Origin of the sequence: Bacillus sp. FSL R5-0523 (assembly GCF_037975295.1) — a bacterium.
Taxonomy (GTDB): Bacteria; Bacillota; Bacilli; order Bacillales; family Bacillaceae; genus Bacillus; species Bacillus subtilis.
In genome coordinates, this window is the sequence record NZ_CP150251.1 from 3598822 (window position 1) to 3614261 (window position 15440).

The 15440-nt window shown below is 44.3% G+C and carries 18 protein-coding genes; 9 read left to right on the forward strand and 9 right to left on the reverse strand.

What is annotated here, in order from left to right; all coding sequences use genetic code 11:
• Window positions 1–6: 6 nt before the first annotated feature.
• The gene (locus tag NYE53_RS18375) at window positions 7–117 is read right to left on the reverse strand and encodes a protein usd (RefSeq protein ID WP_010886628.1); all 111 of its coding nucleotides are present in this window, start codon (window positions 115–117) and stop codon (window positions 7–9) included.
• 224 nt (window positions 118–341) lie between these two features.
• Between NYE53_RS18375 and NYE53_RS18380 the strand changes: the two genes are divergently transcribed.
• Window positions 342–755 (forward strand): MarR family transcriptional regulator, encoded by a 414-nt coding sequence (locus NYE53_RS18380; protein ID WP_003227771.1) that lies wholly within the window; start codon window positions 342–344, stop codon window positions 753–755.
• 21 nt (window positions 756–776) lie between these two features.
• Window positions 777–1967 carry an MFS transporter gene (locus tag NYE53_RS18385; RefSeq protein WP_032722676.1) on the forward strand — a complete coding sequence of 397 codons (1191 nt, stop codon included), beginning with the start codon at window positions 777–779 and terminating at the stop codon, window positions 1965–1967.
• Between the two features lie 93 nt (window positions 1968–2060).
• On the opposite strand, the gene NYE53_RS18390 is transcribed toward NYE53_RS18385, so the two are convergent.
• The 5 genes from NYE53_RS18390 to NYE53_RS18410 form a co-directional block, all read right to left on the reverse strand.
• Entirely contained in the window at window positions 2061–3467 is a 1407-nt protein-coding gene (locus NYE53_RS18390) for a right-handed parallel beta-helix repeat-containing protein (RefSeq protein WP_339248577.1), read from the reverse strand.
• A 104-nt stretch (window positions 3468–3571) separates the two neighbouring features.
• A complete protein-coding gene (gene pucI / locus NYE53_RS18395) occupies window positions 3572–5044 on the reverse strand; it encodes an allantoin permease (RefSeq protein WP_336155914.1) in 1473 nt (490 codons plus the stop codon).
• Between the two features lie 178 nt (window positions 5045–5222).
• Entirely contained in the window at window positions 5223–6581 is a 1359-nt protein-coding gene (locus tag NYE53_RS18400) for an MFS transporter (protein ID WP_029726045.1), read from the reverse strand.
• Window positions 6581–7150, reverse strand: a complete 570-nt coding sequence (locus NYE53_RS18405) for a hydrolase (protein WP_003227761.1) — start codon at window positions 7148–7150, stop codon at window positions 6581–6583. The genes NYE53_RS18400 and NYE53_RS18405 overlap by 1 nt, the downstream gene beginning before the upstream one ends.
• Before the next feature lie 183 nt (window positions 7151–7333).
• The gene (locus NYE53_RS18410) at window positions 7334–7798 is read right to left on the reverse strand and encodes a hypothetical protein (protein WP_339246127.1); all 465 of its coding nucleotides are present in this window, start codon (window positions 7796–7798) and stop codon (window positions 7334–7336) included.
• A gap of 281 nt (window positions 7799–8079) precedes the next feature.
• Here NYE53_RS18410 and amtB point away from each other — a divergent pair, with 281 nt between their 5' ends.
• The 3 genes from amtB to bcrC all read left to right on the forward strand — a co-directional run bounded on the left by amtB (window position 8080) and on the right by bcrC (window position 10418).
• Entirely contained in the window at window positions 8080–9294 is a 1215-nt protein-coding gene (amtB, locus tag NYE53_RS18415) for an ammonium transporter AmtB (RefSeq protein ID WP_015251031.1), read from the forward strand.
• An 11-nt stretch (window positions 9295–9305) separates the two neighbouring features.
• On the forward strand, window positions 9306–9656 hold the full coding sequence (locus NYE53_RS18420; RefSeq protein ID WP_003221829.1) for a P-II family nitrogen regulator: 351 nt from the start codon (window positions 9306–9308) through the stop codon (window positions 9654–9656).
• A gap of 180 nt (window positions 9657–9836) precedes the next feature.
• Window positions 9837–10418 (forward strand): undecaprenyl-diphosphate phosphatase BcrC, encoded by a 582-nt coding sequence (gene bcrC / locus NYE53_RS18425; RefSeq protein ID WP_339246130.1) that lies wholly within the window; start codon window positions 9837–9839, stop codon window positions 10416–10418.
• A 40-nt stretch (window positions 10419–10458) separates the two neighbouring features.
• On the opposite strand, the gene NYE53_RS18430 is transcribed toward bcrC, so the two are convergent.
• Both NYE53_RS18430 and spoIIQ read right to left on the reverse strand, forming a co-directional pair.
• On the reverse strand, window positions 10459–10881 hold the full coding sequence (locus NYE53_RS18430; RefSeq protein ID WP_003227753.1) for a VanZ family protein: 423 nt from the start codon (window positions 10879–10881) through the stop codon (window positions 10459–10461).
• A 110-nt stretch (window positions 10882–10991) separates the two neighbouring features.
• On the reverse strand, window positions 10992–11864 hold the full coding sequence (spoIIQ, locus tag NYE53_RS18435) for a stage II sporulation protein spoIIQ (protein WP_014481160.1): 873 nt from the start codon (window positions 11862–11864) through the stop codon (window positions 10992–10994).
• Between the two features lie 141 nt (window positions 11865–12005).
• On the opposite strand from spoIIQ, the gene NYE53_RS18440 reads away from it, so the two are divergent.
• The 3 genes from NYE53_RS18440 to NYE53_RS18450 all read left to right on the forward strand — a co-directional run bounded on the left by NYE53_RS18440 (window position 12006) and on the right by NYE53_RS18450 (window position 13301).
• A complete protein-coding gene (locus NYE53_RS18440; protein ID WP_080262692.1) occupies window positions 12006–12497 on the forward strand; it encodes a GNAT family N-acetyltransferase in 492 nt (163 codons plus the stop codon).
• Entirely contained in the window at window positions 12494–13012 is a 519-nt protein-coding gene (locus NYE53_RS18445) for a DUF5362 family protein (protein WP_339246133.1), read from the forward strand. Before NYE53_RS18440 ends, NYE53_RS18445 begins: the two co-directional genes overlap by 4 nt.
• Before the next feature lie 157 nt (window positions 13013–13169).
• Window positions 13170–13301, forward strand: coding sequence for a hypothetical protein (locus tag NYE53_RS18450; protein ID WP_339246135.1), 132 nt, complete (start codon window positions 13170–13172; stop codon window positions 13299–13301).
• Here NYE53_RS18450 and NYE53_RS18455 read toward each other — a convergent pair.
• Window positions 13298–13732 (reverse strand): DUF5392 family protein, encoded by a 435-nt coding sequence (locus tag NYE53_RS18455; protein ID WP_268548866.1) that lies wholly within the window; start codon window positions 13730–13732, stop codon window positions 13298–13300. The genes NYE53_RS18450 and NYE53_RS18455 overlap by 4 nt on opposite strands.
• Window positions 13733–13974: 242 nt before the next feature.
• On the opposite strand from NYE53_RS18455, the gene cls reads away from it, so the two are divergent.
• Window positions 13975–15423, forward strand: coding sequence for a cardiolipin synthase (gene cls / locus NYE53_RS18460; protein WP_003243311.1), 1449 nt, complete (start codon window positions 13975–13977; stop codon window positions 15421–15423).
• The last annotated feature ends 17 nt before the right edge of the window (window positions 15424–15440 follow it).

Genomic DNA, 15440 nt, shown 5'->3' on the forward strand with positions numbered 1-15440 from the left:
ACCTCCCTAAAATGGATGTGAGAAGTGTGAAATGAGATCCGTATTCTGTAAAGAGTCGTTCATTATGCCGCTTCTTCGTTGTATGGTTTTAAAAGTAAGTTTGTGAAATATGCCCACGATCCCTCACCTCAAACACTCTCTTTGTTAGGTTTGTAACAGTGTATTAGCATTCTTTTGGGAATATGCTAAAAACTCAATAAGGACAAGGGGTGAAACGAACTTTTTCAGATTCAGCAAACTATTTCGCGTCACTAAATTTTCATCTTTACAACTATTGATCGCTCCTGTAAAATGAAATAAGCAATTAGTTACTTAGGTAAGTTTTTTAGAAGGAGACCGACATGTCCTACGTCAACAGACACCTCATTCATCAAATCAACCAAAGCGCCCGCCTGATTGCCAAGAAAGCCAATGAACAGCTAGAGCCATTCGGCCTTTATTCATCTCAATGGTCAGTTTTATATTGTTTGCGTACAATCGGACCAATGACTCAAAAAGAGATTTGGTCCTATTTAAATGTGGAAGCGCCGACTGTGACTCGGACGATCAAACGCCTGGAGGAGAACGGCTGGGTTCAGAGACGGCAAGGTGAAGACAAACGGGAAAAACTTGTTGTCCTCACAAAAGAAGCCGAGAAAAAATACGAAGAAATCAATGTGAAAATGCTGAAATTCGAGGAAGAGCTGCTTGCTGATTTCCGGGATGAAGATAAAGAAGCTTTTTCTCATTTATTCCGCATGTTTTTACAACAATGAAAATAAGGAAGTGACATACATTTGAAAAAAGCGGATGCGATATGGACCAAGGATTTTATTATGGTCCTGCTTGTCAATTTATTTGTGTTTGTGTTCTTTTATACATTTTTAACTGTATTGCCGATCTATACACTGCAAGAGCTTGGCGGCACAGAATCACAAGGCGGGCTTTTAATCAGCCTGTTCCTTCTGTCTGCGATCATTACACGGCCTTTCTCCGGAGCCATCGTTGAGCGTTTCGGGAAGAAAAGAATGGCGATTGTATCAATGGCGCTCTTCGCCCTATCATCTTTTCTGTATATGCCGATTCATAACTTTTCCCTGCTGCTCGGATTGCGGTTCTTCCAAGGGATTTGGTTCAGCATTTTAACGACTGTTACAGGTGCAATTGCCGCTGATATTATTCCAGCCAAACGGCGCGGTGAAGGGCTTGGATACTTTGCCATGTCTATGAACCTCGCTATGGCGATCGGGCCTTTCCTTGGCCTGAATTTGATGAGAGTGGTAAGCTTTCCTGTATTCTTTACAGCCTTTGCGCTGTTTATGGTTGCGGGCTTACTTGTTTCGTTCTTGATAAAAGTGCCGCAAAGTAAGGACAGCGGCACGACTGTATTCCGTTTTGCGTTCTCGGATATGTTTGAAAAGGGCGCACTCAAAATTGCGACGGTCGGTTTGTTTATTTCTTTCTGTTATTCAACAGTCACATCATATCTGTCTGTATTCGCCAAATCAGTTGACCTTTCGGATATCAGCGGATATTTCTTTGTTTGCTTTGCGGTGACAATGATGATTGCGCGCCCGTTCACAGGGAAATTGTTCGACAAAGTCGGACCGGGCATTGTCATTTACCCATCAATCCTGATTTTCTCTGTTGGACTCTGCATGCTGTCCTTCACACATAGCGGCTTAATGCTTCTGCTTTCAGGGGCGGTTATCGGTCTTGGCTACGGATCAATCGTTCCTTGCATGCAAACATTGGCGATTCAGAAATCTCCGGCTCACCGCTCCGGTTTTGCAACGGCAACGTTCTTTACCTTCTTTGACAGCGGAATTGCTGTAGGATCGTATGTATTCGGATTGTTTGTAGCATCTGCCGGCTTCTCTGCCATTTATTTAACAGCGGGGCTGTTCGTTTTAATTGCTCTGCTTCTCTATACGTGGAGCCAGAAAAAACCTGCTGAGACTGAAGGAAAAGTGTCTATTGCAGAATAACTTGTCAGACTGCCGGGAAATCCCGGCAGTCTTTTTTACATATAAAAAACGGCGTCCCTCTCGGTTGAACGAGAGAACGCCGCCTATGGCATATTATTCAATGACTTTCCGCGCAGGTGAATCAGGATCTAACGAAAAATCATAGGACGCTTCATCACGAAACATCGGATCGGCATATATGGATTGCTGATCGTTTTTTGTTGCTTTTCGATACGACGAAAATGAATCATATTCTTTCTTTTTCCACATCCATATGCCGTCTTGATCCGCTTCCTTGTGGTACACGTTATGATTGACCGTATTTCCTTCATTTTCTGTAAAATCGTTTCCGATAAATAATCTGGAATCACCGGCCGTCAATATATTCTTTTCAATTGTGTTGTTTTTCGTATCGTACTGCAGCAGCAGCTGTCCGCCGTACAGTCCCTTTGTGTCATTCCGGTACATAATATTGCGGGCAATCAGAGAATTGCTGGTGCCGCCCCGCTTTTTGTCATATCCTCCGATTGAAATACCGGTGTACGCATTGTTGTACACTTTGTTGTCTGTGATCTGAATGGCATTTGCATGCTTTCCTTTGTGTTCAGACGTTGCTTCAATCCCAATATCGTTATCGTAAACTGTGTTGTTCTTAATTTCGATATCGTGTCCTCCATCGACATAAATCCCGCCCGCTGAGTATTCATCTCCATAAGCAGGATTACCGTAAGTGGAGTTTTGATAAACTGTATTGTTTTCTACGACTCCGTTTCGCACGTAATCGTTTTTATCCGCGGTTCCCTCATAACCAATTAGATCAATCCCGATGTTGTTATTGTTGCGGACCACATTGCCTGCAACTGTGAAGCCGTCGATATTACCGTTCAGCACAACTGCTTCACTCGCTCCAAGCGTCAGTTTCTCAACTGTATTGTCCTCGATTCGGATGTCTTTCATGCTGCCAGTCCCATAAACTGCGATTCCGTGAGCATTTCCTTCATCCGCAGTTGTCTTAATACCCCGGATGTGATTATCCTTAATGGCGATATGACTGCTGGACCCTGATACATAAATCCCTATAGCAGTTGCTTCCTCAGATGAAACAGAAAGATCTTGAATTGTTAAACCGCTGATGGCAATGTCATGTTTATCGTGAATACGAATAAGCGGTGTTTCATATTCAGCGTCCGTAACGGATTCACCGCTAATCACGACGTTTTCATTTTCATAGTTTCGGAATGTGATAGGCTTTCCGTCCGTACCGCTGTGCTTTACATCAAGGATTTCATGATACGTGCCCTCCCGAATCATGACAGTTGTGCCGGCAGCAGCCTTCTCAGATGCGTGTGCCAATGTACGAAACGGCTTTTCTTTTGTTCCTTCATTTTGATCACTGCCATTTGGCGAAACATACAGATAATCCCCAGATCCTTCCTCATTCGCTTTTGTCTTATCATAAACGAAAGCGAGGATGACAGACGTTAAAACACCCGCCAAAAGAATAAAATACCATTTTCTCATTTTCGATTCCCATTTCGTTTTAGAATAGATTTCTAAAACCATTATAAATGCTCTATTTATGGAAAACCATTCAAAAATATGAAAATATACCGTCTAAATAGATCTTATTCAGCCTGGCTGACCTGCGCATGTTCAACCGTTTCAATTGCCAATGATGCAGGCGGGTGAACACGCATCAGAACAATGTAGAAAAGAAAGGAGATTAGCACACCTACAAACCAAGAAATATCGTATAAGCTTTTCAATACAGGAACATACATGCCAATCAGCGAAATCAGCGCTCCTAACATTGTGGCTGCAAACGCACGGTAATTGTAGCCCTTCCAATACACATACCGTCCTGTTTCGGAATACAGGTCATCTACCGAGAGCTCACGCTTGCGAATGATAAAATAGTCGGCCATCATCACGCCTGCCACCGGTCCAAGCATGCCGCCTATTAAGCCAAGAAACGCATACACGCTTGTCGCGCTCTCCATCAGCTTCCACGGAACCGTAAATAAAGCGAGCAACGCTGTGATAAAGCTGCCACGTTTGAAATTGATATATTTCGGCAGGGCATTCGCTATATCATAAGCGGGCGATACGATGTTAGCCGCGACATTTACAGAGATCGTGGCGATGCAGAGCGTGATCACGGACAAGACGATGACATAAGGGTTATCAAACCGCGCCAAAATATCGACAACATCCCAAATCGGCTCTCCGAACGCGACCTGCGAGCCGGAGGTCACCGTAATACTTGCGAATGCGAAAAGCGCAAATGTTCCCGGTAAACCGTAAAATTGTCCTTTGATTTGCTCTTTTTGTGTTTCAGCAAACCGTGTAAAATCAGGTATATTTAAGATCAATGTCGCCCAGATGCCGATGATGCCAGTAACTCCGGCAGCAAACGGCCAGAATGTTTCTGAAAACGTATGAAACTTTCCTGGTTGAGAGTATATCGGGCCCAATCCTCCGGCAATATCAACGGCCCACCATACCATGCCGCCAAATACCAGATACACTAAAGGCCCTGCCCACACCTCAAAACGTTTAATCGACTCCATGCCGTGATGCAATACGAGTAAATGAATGGCCCAAAAGAATACAAAGGAAAGCAAACCAGATAAGTGAATGCCGAGAATGTTCCACTCGCCGCCAATTTCTCCCCAGCCCGGCCACATATTCAAAAGCAAAATGTTCAGTGCCGTGCTACCCGCAAAGGTCTGGATGCCAAGCCACATGATAGCTGTAAACGCCCTTAGAAGCGCGGGGATATTCGCGCCGTATATCCCGTAAGAAGCCCGAATGATCACTGGAAACGGCAGCCCGTATTTTGTCCCCGCATGGCCGTTTAAGGCAAGAGCGCCAAATAGGATAAGTGATGCCGTAATAATGATCGCCAGCACCTGCCAAGGCGAAAGGCCGATCGCAATTAATCCTCCCACCGTCGCGTAGGTCGGTATGTTATGTATACATCCCATCCAAATGGAGGCAAAGTTCAGTGCTTTCCACGTCCGTTTTTCCTGTCCCAAAGGCACCAGATCTTCATTGCTCAGCCTGTTGGATTGCTGCTGACTCTCTTTTAATTTCATAGCCGGCTCCCCTTTCCATATTGTCTATATGTCATCACGTTATGTTTTTTGACATTAGATGTCACTTAATATAACTGAAGAGTCAGACAATAACACTGGCTATGATATACAATTTTCCCGTTTGTATTTGAACAGCTTAAACAAGAAAAAGAGACAGACCTCAGAGCCCGTCTCTTTCTCAAGATGCAGTTTTCATTAATGCAGCAAATCTCACAGCCATTAACAGGCTTGCTCCGCCCGCTATGATCATAATGATTCCCATCATATCAAAATGGGCTGCCGTAATTTCTTTACCAAAAAGAATGCCAAGGATCACCGAAGACAAAATCGATCCTAGGTAACGGCAGGTTTGAAACAGGCCTGAAGTCGTTCCTACCATGTTGGAAGGACTCGTTTTCAGCATCGCTGCCTGAAGCGCGACATTGCCCAGTCCGTAGCCTATACCCAAGAGAGACAGAATGAGCCCTTTCCCGATGGTCTGGACATTGATAAAAAAGATGGTTAAGAGCACGGCTCCAGCCGTCATCAAAAGTGCTCCTGCAAAGATCGGCTTGACGACACCAGATCGGTCGATCCATTTGCCGGTTAGAGGTGACACAACGATGCTCATTCCAGACATAAACAGCATAAACAGGCCGCTCGTTTGAACAGAAAGATGCATTTCATCCTGAAAATAACTTGGCAAACCAAAAAATAAACAATAGAAGAAAACATTCAATAAAATAAACTGAACATACACGGCTGACAGGTTTCGCTGTGTTTTAAACAGACGGACATCAATAAACGGCTTATCCGTTTTCAGCTCGCGCCAGACAAACGCACAGAGCAGAAGCAAGCCAAGCACACCTTCAACCGCATGCGGCGACGTGCTGAACGACAGCAAAAAGGATAGAAGGAAAATGATTCCCCCGGCAAATAAAACAATTCCAAGAATGTCGAGCTGCTGAATAATGGTTTTGATTCCTGCCCCTTTTTTCTGATCTTTCGGGAACATATACAGGCCCAATAAGAAGCTGAGGATAATAAACGGCAAATTAACGATAAAGATCGCCGGCCAGCCTCCCCATACAATCAAAAACCCGCCGACTGTCGGCCCCAGCGCCGTCATGGCGGACGCAAATATAGAGAGTACAGCCAAGGCTGAAGCTTGGCGCTCATGAATATGATTCCGAATCAAGCCGACACCTGACGGATAAATCGCACTGCTCCCCACCGATTGAAACAGCCGCATGACCAATAATGTCATAAACGTCGGCGCAAACGGCGCCCCGATGGCAGAAACCGCAACAAGAATAAGCCCGAATAAAAACAAGCGTTTCCGCCCAATCAAATCACCGAGCTTTCCCGTTACGGGCTGCGCTACGGCACTCGCCAAGTAAAACGAGGAAATCAGCCAGGAAACCGTTGTAAACGAGAGGTGAAACTCATGCTGGATGCTATGGAGCGCAAGAGAGATCATAGACGAGTTCAGCGGATTCAGCATTGTTCCCGAAGCCACCGCTGTTAAAAAAACAGCCCGGCTTTTTTTCGATAACATCATTTCACTTGTTCCAGAAACTCTTCCGTTGTCCGCGATTTACCGATTCTCGGGAAAATAAAGCGCAGTGTGGCTTCATGCTCTTCATCGCTAAATGTGGACATGGCATCTGTAATAAAAATCTGCTGATAGCCAAGCTGAAATGCCTCCCGTGCTGTGCTTTCCACCCCGATATTCGTTGCGATGCCGCACAATACAATCGTATCAATGCCGCGACGTCTCAGCTGCAAGTCTAAATCTGTGCCAAAAAAAGCACCCCATTGCCGTTTTGTCACAGTATAATCGCCATCCTGCACACCGATTTCCGGAACAAATTCGGCCCAGTCCGCCGGCATTTCCCCTGAACCTCCCTGCGCAGGCTCATCCGTTTGCGGCTTCAGGGCGTCCGCTCCATCATGAAAGGCTACATTTACAAAGCTGATGAACCCGTTATGTTTCCGAAATTCATCTACGAGCTTTTTCGCGTTCGGGACAACCTGGCCGCTTTGATCAATCGGCACAATCCCCTTTTGTAAATCAATGATAACCAGTGCTGTTTTTTGAAAATCAATGTTGAGTGTATTCATCATACGTCTCCTCCTGATACTGTTAGTGTTTCTCACATTGCATATTTTACTCTTCACACTGCCTACATTCTTTTATGATGCTTGCGAAATTCTCAGAAGGAGCGTTTTCTCATGATTTTTCTTTTATGTAGTAGTAACAGGTTGTGCATACGAACAAACCGGCAAGCACAGTAATCATAAGGGGCGTCATCGCTTCATCACCTGCCTGCTGTCTATCGGTCCCTGCCTGAAAATGCCCATGAATTTGCGGCGGTCCATCCAAAGCAGGATAAGACACATAACCATTAATATCGTGCTAAGATCCTGCACGCCAATATCAAAACAATAGTTAATCAAGACGATGTTCACAATAATGGGCATAAAAATAACCGCCCCTAATGCAGCCGTTCGCGGAATCAGTAATAAAACAGCTGCCAGGATTTCACCAAAACCTATAAACAGTTCATAGACATGAGAATAACCGAAAAATGTCCACGCGATCGTAAACCCCTTCCCGGCAGCCGCCTCAATTTCAGGCGTCACCTCGCCAAACTGACCAATTACCACTTTCGCCAGACCGTACACGAAAAAATTAAAGGCTAAAAACAATCGGAACGTCGCGGGAATCGACTTGCGTACCGCTTTCCTCAGCCTGCCGCCTTTCTTCATCATACATCCCCCTCAGTGTATTATTTGATATAGTACACTTAATACAGTATAGAGTATTCTAATTAATGTCAATTCCCTTTTCAGCCCATATGAATAGCTTCTTTTATAGATACAAAGTCTTATATCGTAAAAAATGCCATTCTCCTTCCTTTCCGTCCCTCGATAACATTCCTTAAAAACCATGTCAGGAAATCTTACATGAAAATGTTTTATCATTCTTTTTTCTCTATAATGAAGAAATATAATAATTGCTTTTAATTCTGAAAGATACGGAGGAATGAGACATGCAAATGGGCGATACAGTTTTTATGTTCTTTTGCGCTTTACTCGTGTGGCTGATGACCCCGGGATTAGCGTTATTTTATGGAGGAATGGTAAAGAGCAAAAATGTGCTGAGCACTGCCATGCACAGTTTCTCTTCCATTGCCATCGTTTCCATCGTTTGGGTGCTGTTCGGATATACACTTGCCTTCGCACCAGGCAATTCAATCATCGGCGGACTGGAGTGGGCCGGCCTCAAAGGGGTCGGATTTGATCCGGGAGATTACAGCGATACCATCCCCCACTCGTTATTTATGATGTTCCAAATGACGTTTGCCGTTCTGACTACAGCGATTATTTCCGGGGCCTTCGCAGAGCGGATGCGATTCGGCGCTTTTCTTTTATTCTCGGTTTTATGGGCCTCTTTGGTTTACACACCCGTAGCGCACTGGGTATGGGGCGGCGGCTGGATCGGCCAGCTTGGAGCGCTCGATTTTGCTGGCGGCAATGTTGTTCATATTTCCTCCGGTGTGGCAGGACTTGTTCTTGCCATTGTGCTCGGCAAACGGAAAGACGGCACAGCGTCTTCTCCGCATAACCTCATTTACACCTTCTTAGGAGGAGCTTTGATTTGGTTCGGCTGGTTCGGCTTTAACGTTGGCAGCGCTTTGACTTTAGATGGTGTAGCCATGTACGCGTTCATCAACACAAACACCGCGGCTGCAGCCGGGATCGCCGGCTGGATCTTAGTAGAATGGATCATTAACAAAAAACCGACAATGCTCGGAGCGGTATCTGGCGCAATCGCCGGGCTTGTCGCCATTACGCCGGCTGCCGGATTTGTCACACCGTTCGCTTCTATTATTATCGGCATCATCGGCGGGGCAGTTTGTTTCTGGGGAGTATTCTCGCTTAAAAAGAAATTCGGATACGACGACGCGCTTGACGCCTTTGGCCTGCACGGGATCGGCGGCACATGGGGCGGAATCGCAACAGGATTATTCGCAACAACCTCTGTTAACTCAGCGGGCGCAGATGGGTTATTTTACGGTGATGCAAGCTTAATCTGGAAACAAATCGTCGCCATCGCCGCCACTTATGTTTTTGTATTTATTGTCACTTTCGTTATTATTAAATTTGTAAGCCTCTTCCTTCCCCTTCGCGCAACTGAAGAAGAAGAGTCACTTGGGCTTGACTTAACGATGCACGGGGAAAAAGCATATCAAGATTCTATGTGAGGAGTGACGCTATGAGCGGTCAAATGTTCAAGGTAGAAATTGTAACGCGTCCGGCAAATTTTGAAAAGCTGAAGCAGGAACTCGGAAAAATCGGAGTGACCTCTCTGACTTTCTCCAATGTACACGGCTGCGGCCTTCAAAAAGCACATACGGAGCTCTATCGAGGGGTAAAAATAGAAAGCAATGTATACGAGCGTTTAAAAATAGAAATTGTGGTCAGCAAGGTTCCTGTTGATCAAGTGACTGAGACCGCTAAAAGGGTGCTGAAAACGGGATCACCGGGTGACGGTAAAATATTTGTCTATGAAATCAGCAATACGATCAACATCCGCACAGGCGAAGAAGGACCTGAAGCACTTTAATATCGGTACGAGATTCGGACACTCCGGATCTCTTTTTTTGTGCACAGAATCCCCCCAGAAAGCGCGATTCCTCTTCGAATTCTCTTCAAGCGCCGTTATTTCAGACAATCTCTATTTTTATTTGAAACTTTTCATGAGTAAGATTAGTCTACTAAATATAAAAATGTAAAAGGTGATTATTTGAACTACGAAATTTTTAAAGCAATCCATGGACTATCTCATCACAATTCAGTTCTCGATGCCATTATGGTCTTCATCACGGAATATGCCATTGTCGCCTATGCCCTTATCCTATTGGCAATCTGGCTGTTTGGGAACACACAAAGCAGAAAACATGTGCTATACGCAGGCATCACAGGAATTGCAGGCCTTGTGATCAACTATTTGATTACGCTTGTTTATTTCGAACCGCGCCCGTTCGTTGCGCATACAGTGCATACACTGATTCCGCATGCTGCGGATGCTTCATTTCCAAGTGACCATACGACAGGTGCATTAGCGATTTCTATTGCGATGCTTTTCAGAAACCGCAAAATCGGCTGGCCGCTTGTCATTTTTGGGCTTTTGACAGGCTTTTCGAGAATTTGGGTGGGACATCACTATCCGGTAGATGTATTGGGCAGCCTCGTTGTCGCCATCATTATCGGGTTCCTTTTCTTTAGATTTTCAGATCTGCTTCGCCCGTTCGTCGATTTGATCGTGAGGATCTATGAAACCATTATCAATAAACTGACGAAAAAACCAACCGATCAAAATTTCTAAGAAAGACAAAAGCCGGCGTCTTTAACCAAGACAGCCGGCTTTAATATTTCTCATACATCTCTTGTTTTCTTCGCTTCGCCAACACATATAAACCATAAAACAATCCAATTCCAACAGCATCGATGAGCACATCCCGGATACAACCATTCCTGCTGAAGAAGAGCTGAAGAACTTCTGTGAAAAAAGCAAACGCAAATGAGCCGGCTGCAGCTGATCTTATGCTGCCCCGCTGTTTCCACAGCAAATATGTCAGCACAAAGAAGGAAAACGCGTGTCCGATTTTTTGAATAAACGCTTCAGGTACAGTAAGCTCAGTAAAATCCATAACTAAAAATTGAGACAGATCAGGGTGCGGCTGAAAATGAAAAGCCACCGTTTGCGATACGACCATGCCGCTGAAGCTTTCCGTACAGACAGAAAGCAGGATAAAAAAGATCCAGCCTGCGAGCAATAGGCGGTTCATGACATAACCTCCTTTATAACGTACGTGTTTACATGTAACTACATAGACGGTAAAACAAAGCAAAAAGTAACAGAAAAAAACGCCCATCACAAGGATAGACGTTTTCTTCATTAAGACTGTTCAGTGTCTTCTGTTGTGCTGCTTTCTTTAGAACCAGATTTGTCAGTTGAATCATCCTTTTTCTCACCGGATTTTTCTTCTGTTCCTTTTTCAGTTGATCCGTCCTTTTTCTCGGAAGATTGCTGAATGGATTCTTCTGTTTCTTGGGTGGCAGCTTTTTCTTCAGCAGCTGCTGCTTTTTCAATAGAAGAAACTGGTTTGTCCATAAAGTTTAACGGATTCATTGCGACCCCATCTTTACGGATTTCAAAGTGCACGTGGTTTCCGCTGTCTTCACTGTAAAGGTTCTTGCCAGATTTTCCGATCACTTGATTTTGTTTTACTTTGTCACCTTGCTCAACGCTTACTTCGGAAAGAGATTGATACACAGTCGATAAACCGTCGGCATGTTCTACTTCCACAACATATCCCAGCACTGGATCTTTTTCAGCTTTAACAACCGTACCGCTCAGAGAAGCAGAGACATCGAAATCTTTTCCGTCTTTCTCAGCTAAGTCAATTCCTTTGCTTAGGCTGTACGTGTTATTATAGGTAACGAGTGCTGCTTCTTTCTCTTCTTTTGCGGCATCGGTTTCATAGAACTTTTTCACAACAGAAACGTTTTCAGAATCAACAACCGGCATTGCGACATTTTCCATTGACTTTCCTACTTCAACTGCATCGTCGTTGTTGTCATATGCGGAGTTTCCGCCGTTATCAGCCAACTGATCCTTTACCTCATCATTTGATACTGATTGATACCAAAGGACAGCTGTTAAAATGACGGCCGCACTGACTAAGTAAATTGCAGGGAACACCCAGCGTTTACGAAAAAACTGCTGAAGTTTTTTGACTTGAGAAGTTTTCTTTTCTTCCTCTCTCATTGTTTCATCACCTCAGCAACATTCTGAACACTTTTCTGAAAATATATACACCTATCCAAAAAACTTTTTTAGATGTAGTTTGCGCAGACTGTTACGAAAATATGTCATTTTTTTTGAGAGGAGTGCCAAAAACGTATGAACATGACATTGCGCCTTGCTGAAAATAAAGATCTGGAGGCTGTTGTTGCGATTTACAATTCAACGATTGCTTCTCGAATGGTAACAGCCGATACCGAACCGGTAACTCCTGAAGACCGGATGGAATGGTTTTTAGGACATACAGAGGCACGTCCGCTCTATGTGGCCGAGGACGAAAACGGAAACGTCGCTGCCTGGATCAGCTTTGAAACATTTTATGGAAGGCCAGCCTATAATAAAACAGCGGAGGTCAGCATATACATTGACGAAGCATGCCGCGGCAAAGGCGTTGGATCATATTTGCTTCAGGAAGCGCTCCGCATTGCGCCGGATCTTGGCATCCGCTCACTTATGGCCTTCATTTTCGGGCATAATAAACCAAGCCTGAAGCTGTTTGAAAAGCACGGGTTTGCAGAATGGGGACTATTCCCCGGCATCGCCGAAATGGACGGGAAAAGATACGATTTAAAAATTTTAGGGAGAGAGCTTTCATGATTAGTCTGGATAAAGATGAAAACGAAATTGAAAATCATAATGAAGAAAATAGCCTTGTTGAACAGGAGACTGCACCTGTTGAACAGGAGACCCGCCAGCTGAGCGCCTCCGCTGTCAAGTCGCTATCCGACATTGCCAAGTGGGGCAAAATTTCTGGCATCTTGTTAATCATTATGGGATCGCTTGTCACTCTTTCTGTTTTGATGACAGTGATTGGCGCCATTCCGGGCGTACTGCTCATTATTTCAGGCGTATTTTTGATGCGCTCAGCAAAAGCAGCCGCGGAAGCCGACGGAACTCTTACCGGCGCCGCGGGTGAAAGCATACTTGAGAACTATGGAACGTTTATTAAAATGCAGCTGTTTTACGCAGCATCCAGTATCGTTACTGTCCTGATCGGGATCATTGTAGCCATTTTCGTGTTGGTGGTAATCGGCATTGCTGCTTTTGAGAACACGCCTTCGTATGATGATCCGGATTCTTATTATTATGAGGATGATCCGGTGTTTGAATAATGATGAGACAGGACAGGGCATGAGTTCCATATAAACGGAACCATGCCTATTTTATTTGACTATTCAAAGCAGGCCGGCGTAAACACCAAATCCTGAAGCAAGCATACAATAGACATCTCTAGTAAGGAAATCAACAAAGCAACGCTGTTACCCAGAAATGAATATCAAAAAAACGGATGAAGTCGGAATCAATCCGAGACCGCACTTTTTATTTCGGGTGTCTGCATGCAAAAAAACACACCCGGATCGTCTGGAAAATCTCAACAATCCGGGTGCAGATCTTCTTTAAAACATTTTTTTGCGTCTGTCTTCCTCAGTCAAAAATTCAACAAAACTCCGCATCGCAAATGGCTCTTCCTTTATTTGTCGTGCGTAGGAGCTTTTCCGCTCTTCTGAAAGGATTTCGCTCTTTTTGATCCTGTTCAGCATATAGATGTGAACCGTTTTTTGGATTTGTTTATGCTGATAGCCTGCCTCTTTAAAAAATGCGAGCCCGAGCGCCGCCAAAAGGGCGAATATGCCTGCGCTGATCAGGGACTCCCTGTCAGCTGAAGCATGAAATAGAAAAGCAGCTAAATTAAAGAGAGAGAATGCAGCAAGCGGAATAGCAAGAAAACGGTAAATGACGGTTTTTTTCATGAAAGGCTGTACGGCCTTCTGAATTTTTTGCATTTCTGTTTTGATGAACCCCGGCATTTGTTCGACTCTGTAAAAGTTCATATAATCCTCCCCCTTTATTTGATGTTTCAAGCTTCACGAACGTTATCATATGTGTTTATTTTAACGCAGGTGCAAGCTGGTTTTAAAGAAATCTGCCCGTATTTTTCACGAAGAATCTGGATCGCCGCTCTTTATTCTTTTAAAATGTGAGTGTTATAATTTGTAATGGGAATCAGATCACTGTTATTCATGGAATACTAATGGCAATCTTCTTGATAAATATGAATGAGCGGGGTTACAAAGTGAGTATTTCTTCCATCCTTTTATCACTTTTTTTCATTTTAAATATTCTTTTGGCCATCATTGTCATCTTCAAAGAACGGCGCGATGCCAGTGCATCTTGGGCGTGGCTGCTTGTTCTTTTCTTTATTCCCGTTTTAGGCTTTATTTTATACTTATTATTCGGCCATAATCTCAGACGCAAGCATTTGTTTCAATGGGAAGACCGGAAAAAGATTGGAATTGAAAGGCTGCTGAAGCATCAGCTTGAAGATTTAGAAACCAAGCAATTCCAGTTTAACAACCGTGCGACCTTTGATAACAAAGATTTAATTTATATGCTGATTATGAATAACCATGCTGTGTTTACAGAGGATAATTCAGTTGACGTCATTACAGATGGACGGGATAAATTTCAGCGGCTGCTGAGTGACATTTCAAAGGCTAAGGATCATATCCATTTACAGTATTATATTTATAAAGGCGATGAATTAGGCAAAAAATTGCGGGACGCTCTCATCCAAAAGGCGAAAGAAGGTGTTCAGGTCAGAGTGCTTTATGATGAACTCGGGTCCAGAACGCTGAGAAAAAAGTTTTTTAAAGAGCTTCGCGAGGCTGGCGGGCATGTGGAGGTCTTTTTCCCGTCAAAGCTCAGGCCGATTAACCTGCGGCTGAATTACCGGAACCATCGAAAGCTTGTGATCATAGACGGTATGACCGGTTATGTCGGAGGTTTTAACGTCGGAGATGAGTATCTAGGGCTTAATCCGAAATTCGGTTATTGGCGGGATACGCATATCCGGCTGCAAGGAACGGCCGTGCACGCCATCCAAACACGGTTCATCCTTGACTGGAACCAAGCTTCTCATCACCATACGCTGACATATATTCCAAATCACTTTCCTGATTACGGCCCAAAAGGCAACGTCGGGATGCAGATTGTCACAAGCGGCCCTGATTCGGAATGGGAACAAATTAAAAATGGCTACATCAAAATGATTTCGAACGCCAAGCGTTCCATTTTGATTCAAACACCTTATTTTATCCCGGATGCAAGCCTGCTGGATGCTTTAAGGATCGCTTGCCTTTCGGGCATTGACGTTAACATTATGATTCCGAACAAGCCCGATCACGCCTTTGTATACTGGGCGACACTTTCGTATATCGGCGATCTGCTGAAAGCCGGAGCCACTGTCTATATTTACGATAACGGCTTTATTCACGCGAAAACCATCGTGGTGGATGACGAAATCGCGTCAGTCGGCACAGCCAACATTGATGTCCGAAGCTTCAGGCTGAATTTTGAGGTTAATGCATTTATATACGATATCACCATTGCTAAAAAACTGGTTTCAACTTTTAAAGAAGATTTGCTAGTATCCAGAAAATTCACCTATGAGGAGTATCTGCAGCGCCCGTTGTGGATTCGAATAAAAGAATCCGTCTCGCGGCTGTTGTCGCCGATCTTATAAGATGCGCCAAAAACCCC

Coding starts and splice junctions, on each gene's coding strand:
- spoIIQ (WP_014481160.1), bottom strand. CDS start 11,864: ATGAGAGAGGAAGAAAAGAAAACTTCTCAAGTCAAAAAACTTCAGCAG.
- NYE53_RS18430 (WP_003227753.1), bottom strand. CDS start 10,881: ATGAACCGCCTATTGCTCGCAGGCTGGATCTTTTTTATCCTGCTTTCT.
- NYE53_RS18445 (WP_339246133.1), top strand. CDS start 12,494: ATGATTAGTCTGGATAAAGATGAAAACGAAATTGAAAATCATAATGAA.
- NYE53_RS18455 (WP_268548866.1), bottom strand. CDS start 13,732: ATGAACTTTTACAGAGTCGAACAAATGCCGGGGTTCATCAAAACAGAA.
- NYE53_RS18440 (WP_080262692.1), top strand. CDS start 12,006: ATGACATTGCGCCTTGCTGAAAATAAAGATCTGGAGGCTGTTGTTGCG.
- amtB (WP_015251031.1), top strand. CDS start 8,080: ATGCAAATGGGCGATACAGTTTTTATGTTCTTTTGCGCTTTACTCGTG.
- NYE53_RS18390 (WP_339248577.1), bottom strand. CDS start 3,467: ATGAGAAAATGGTATTTTATTCTTTTGGCGGGTGTTTTAACGTCTGTC.
- pucI (WP_336155914.1), bottom strand. CDS start 5,044: ATGAAATTAAAAGAGAGTCAGCAGCAATCCAACAGGCTGAGCAATGAA.
- NYE53_RS18450 (WP_339246135.1), top strand. CDS start 13,170: ATGAATATCAAAAAAACGGATGAAGTCGGAATCAATCCGAGACCGCAC.
- NYE53_RS18420 (WP_003221829.1), top strand. CDS start 9,306: ATGAGCGGTCAAATGTTCAAGGTAGAAATTGTAACGCGTCCGGCAAAT.
- NYE53_RS18405 (WP_003227761.1), bottom strand. CDS start 7,150: ATGATGAATACACTCAACATTGATTTTCAAAAAACAGCACTGGTTATC.
- NYE53_RS18400 (WP_029726045.1), bottom strand. CDS start 6,581: ATGTTATCGAAAAAAAGCCGGGCTGTTTTTTTAACAGCGGTGGCTTCG.
- NYE53_RS18410 (WP_339246127.1), bottom strand. CDS start 7,798: ATGATGAAGAAAGGCGGCAGGCTGAGGAAAGCGGTACGCAAGTCGATT.
- NYE53_RS18380 (WP_003227771.1), top strand. CDS start 342: ATGTCCTACGTCAACAGACACCTCATTCATCAAATCAACCAAAGCGCC.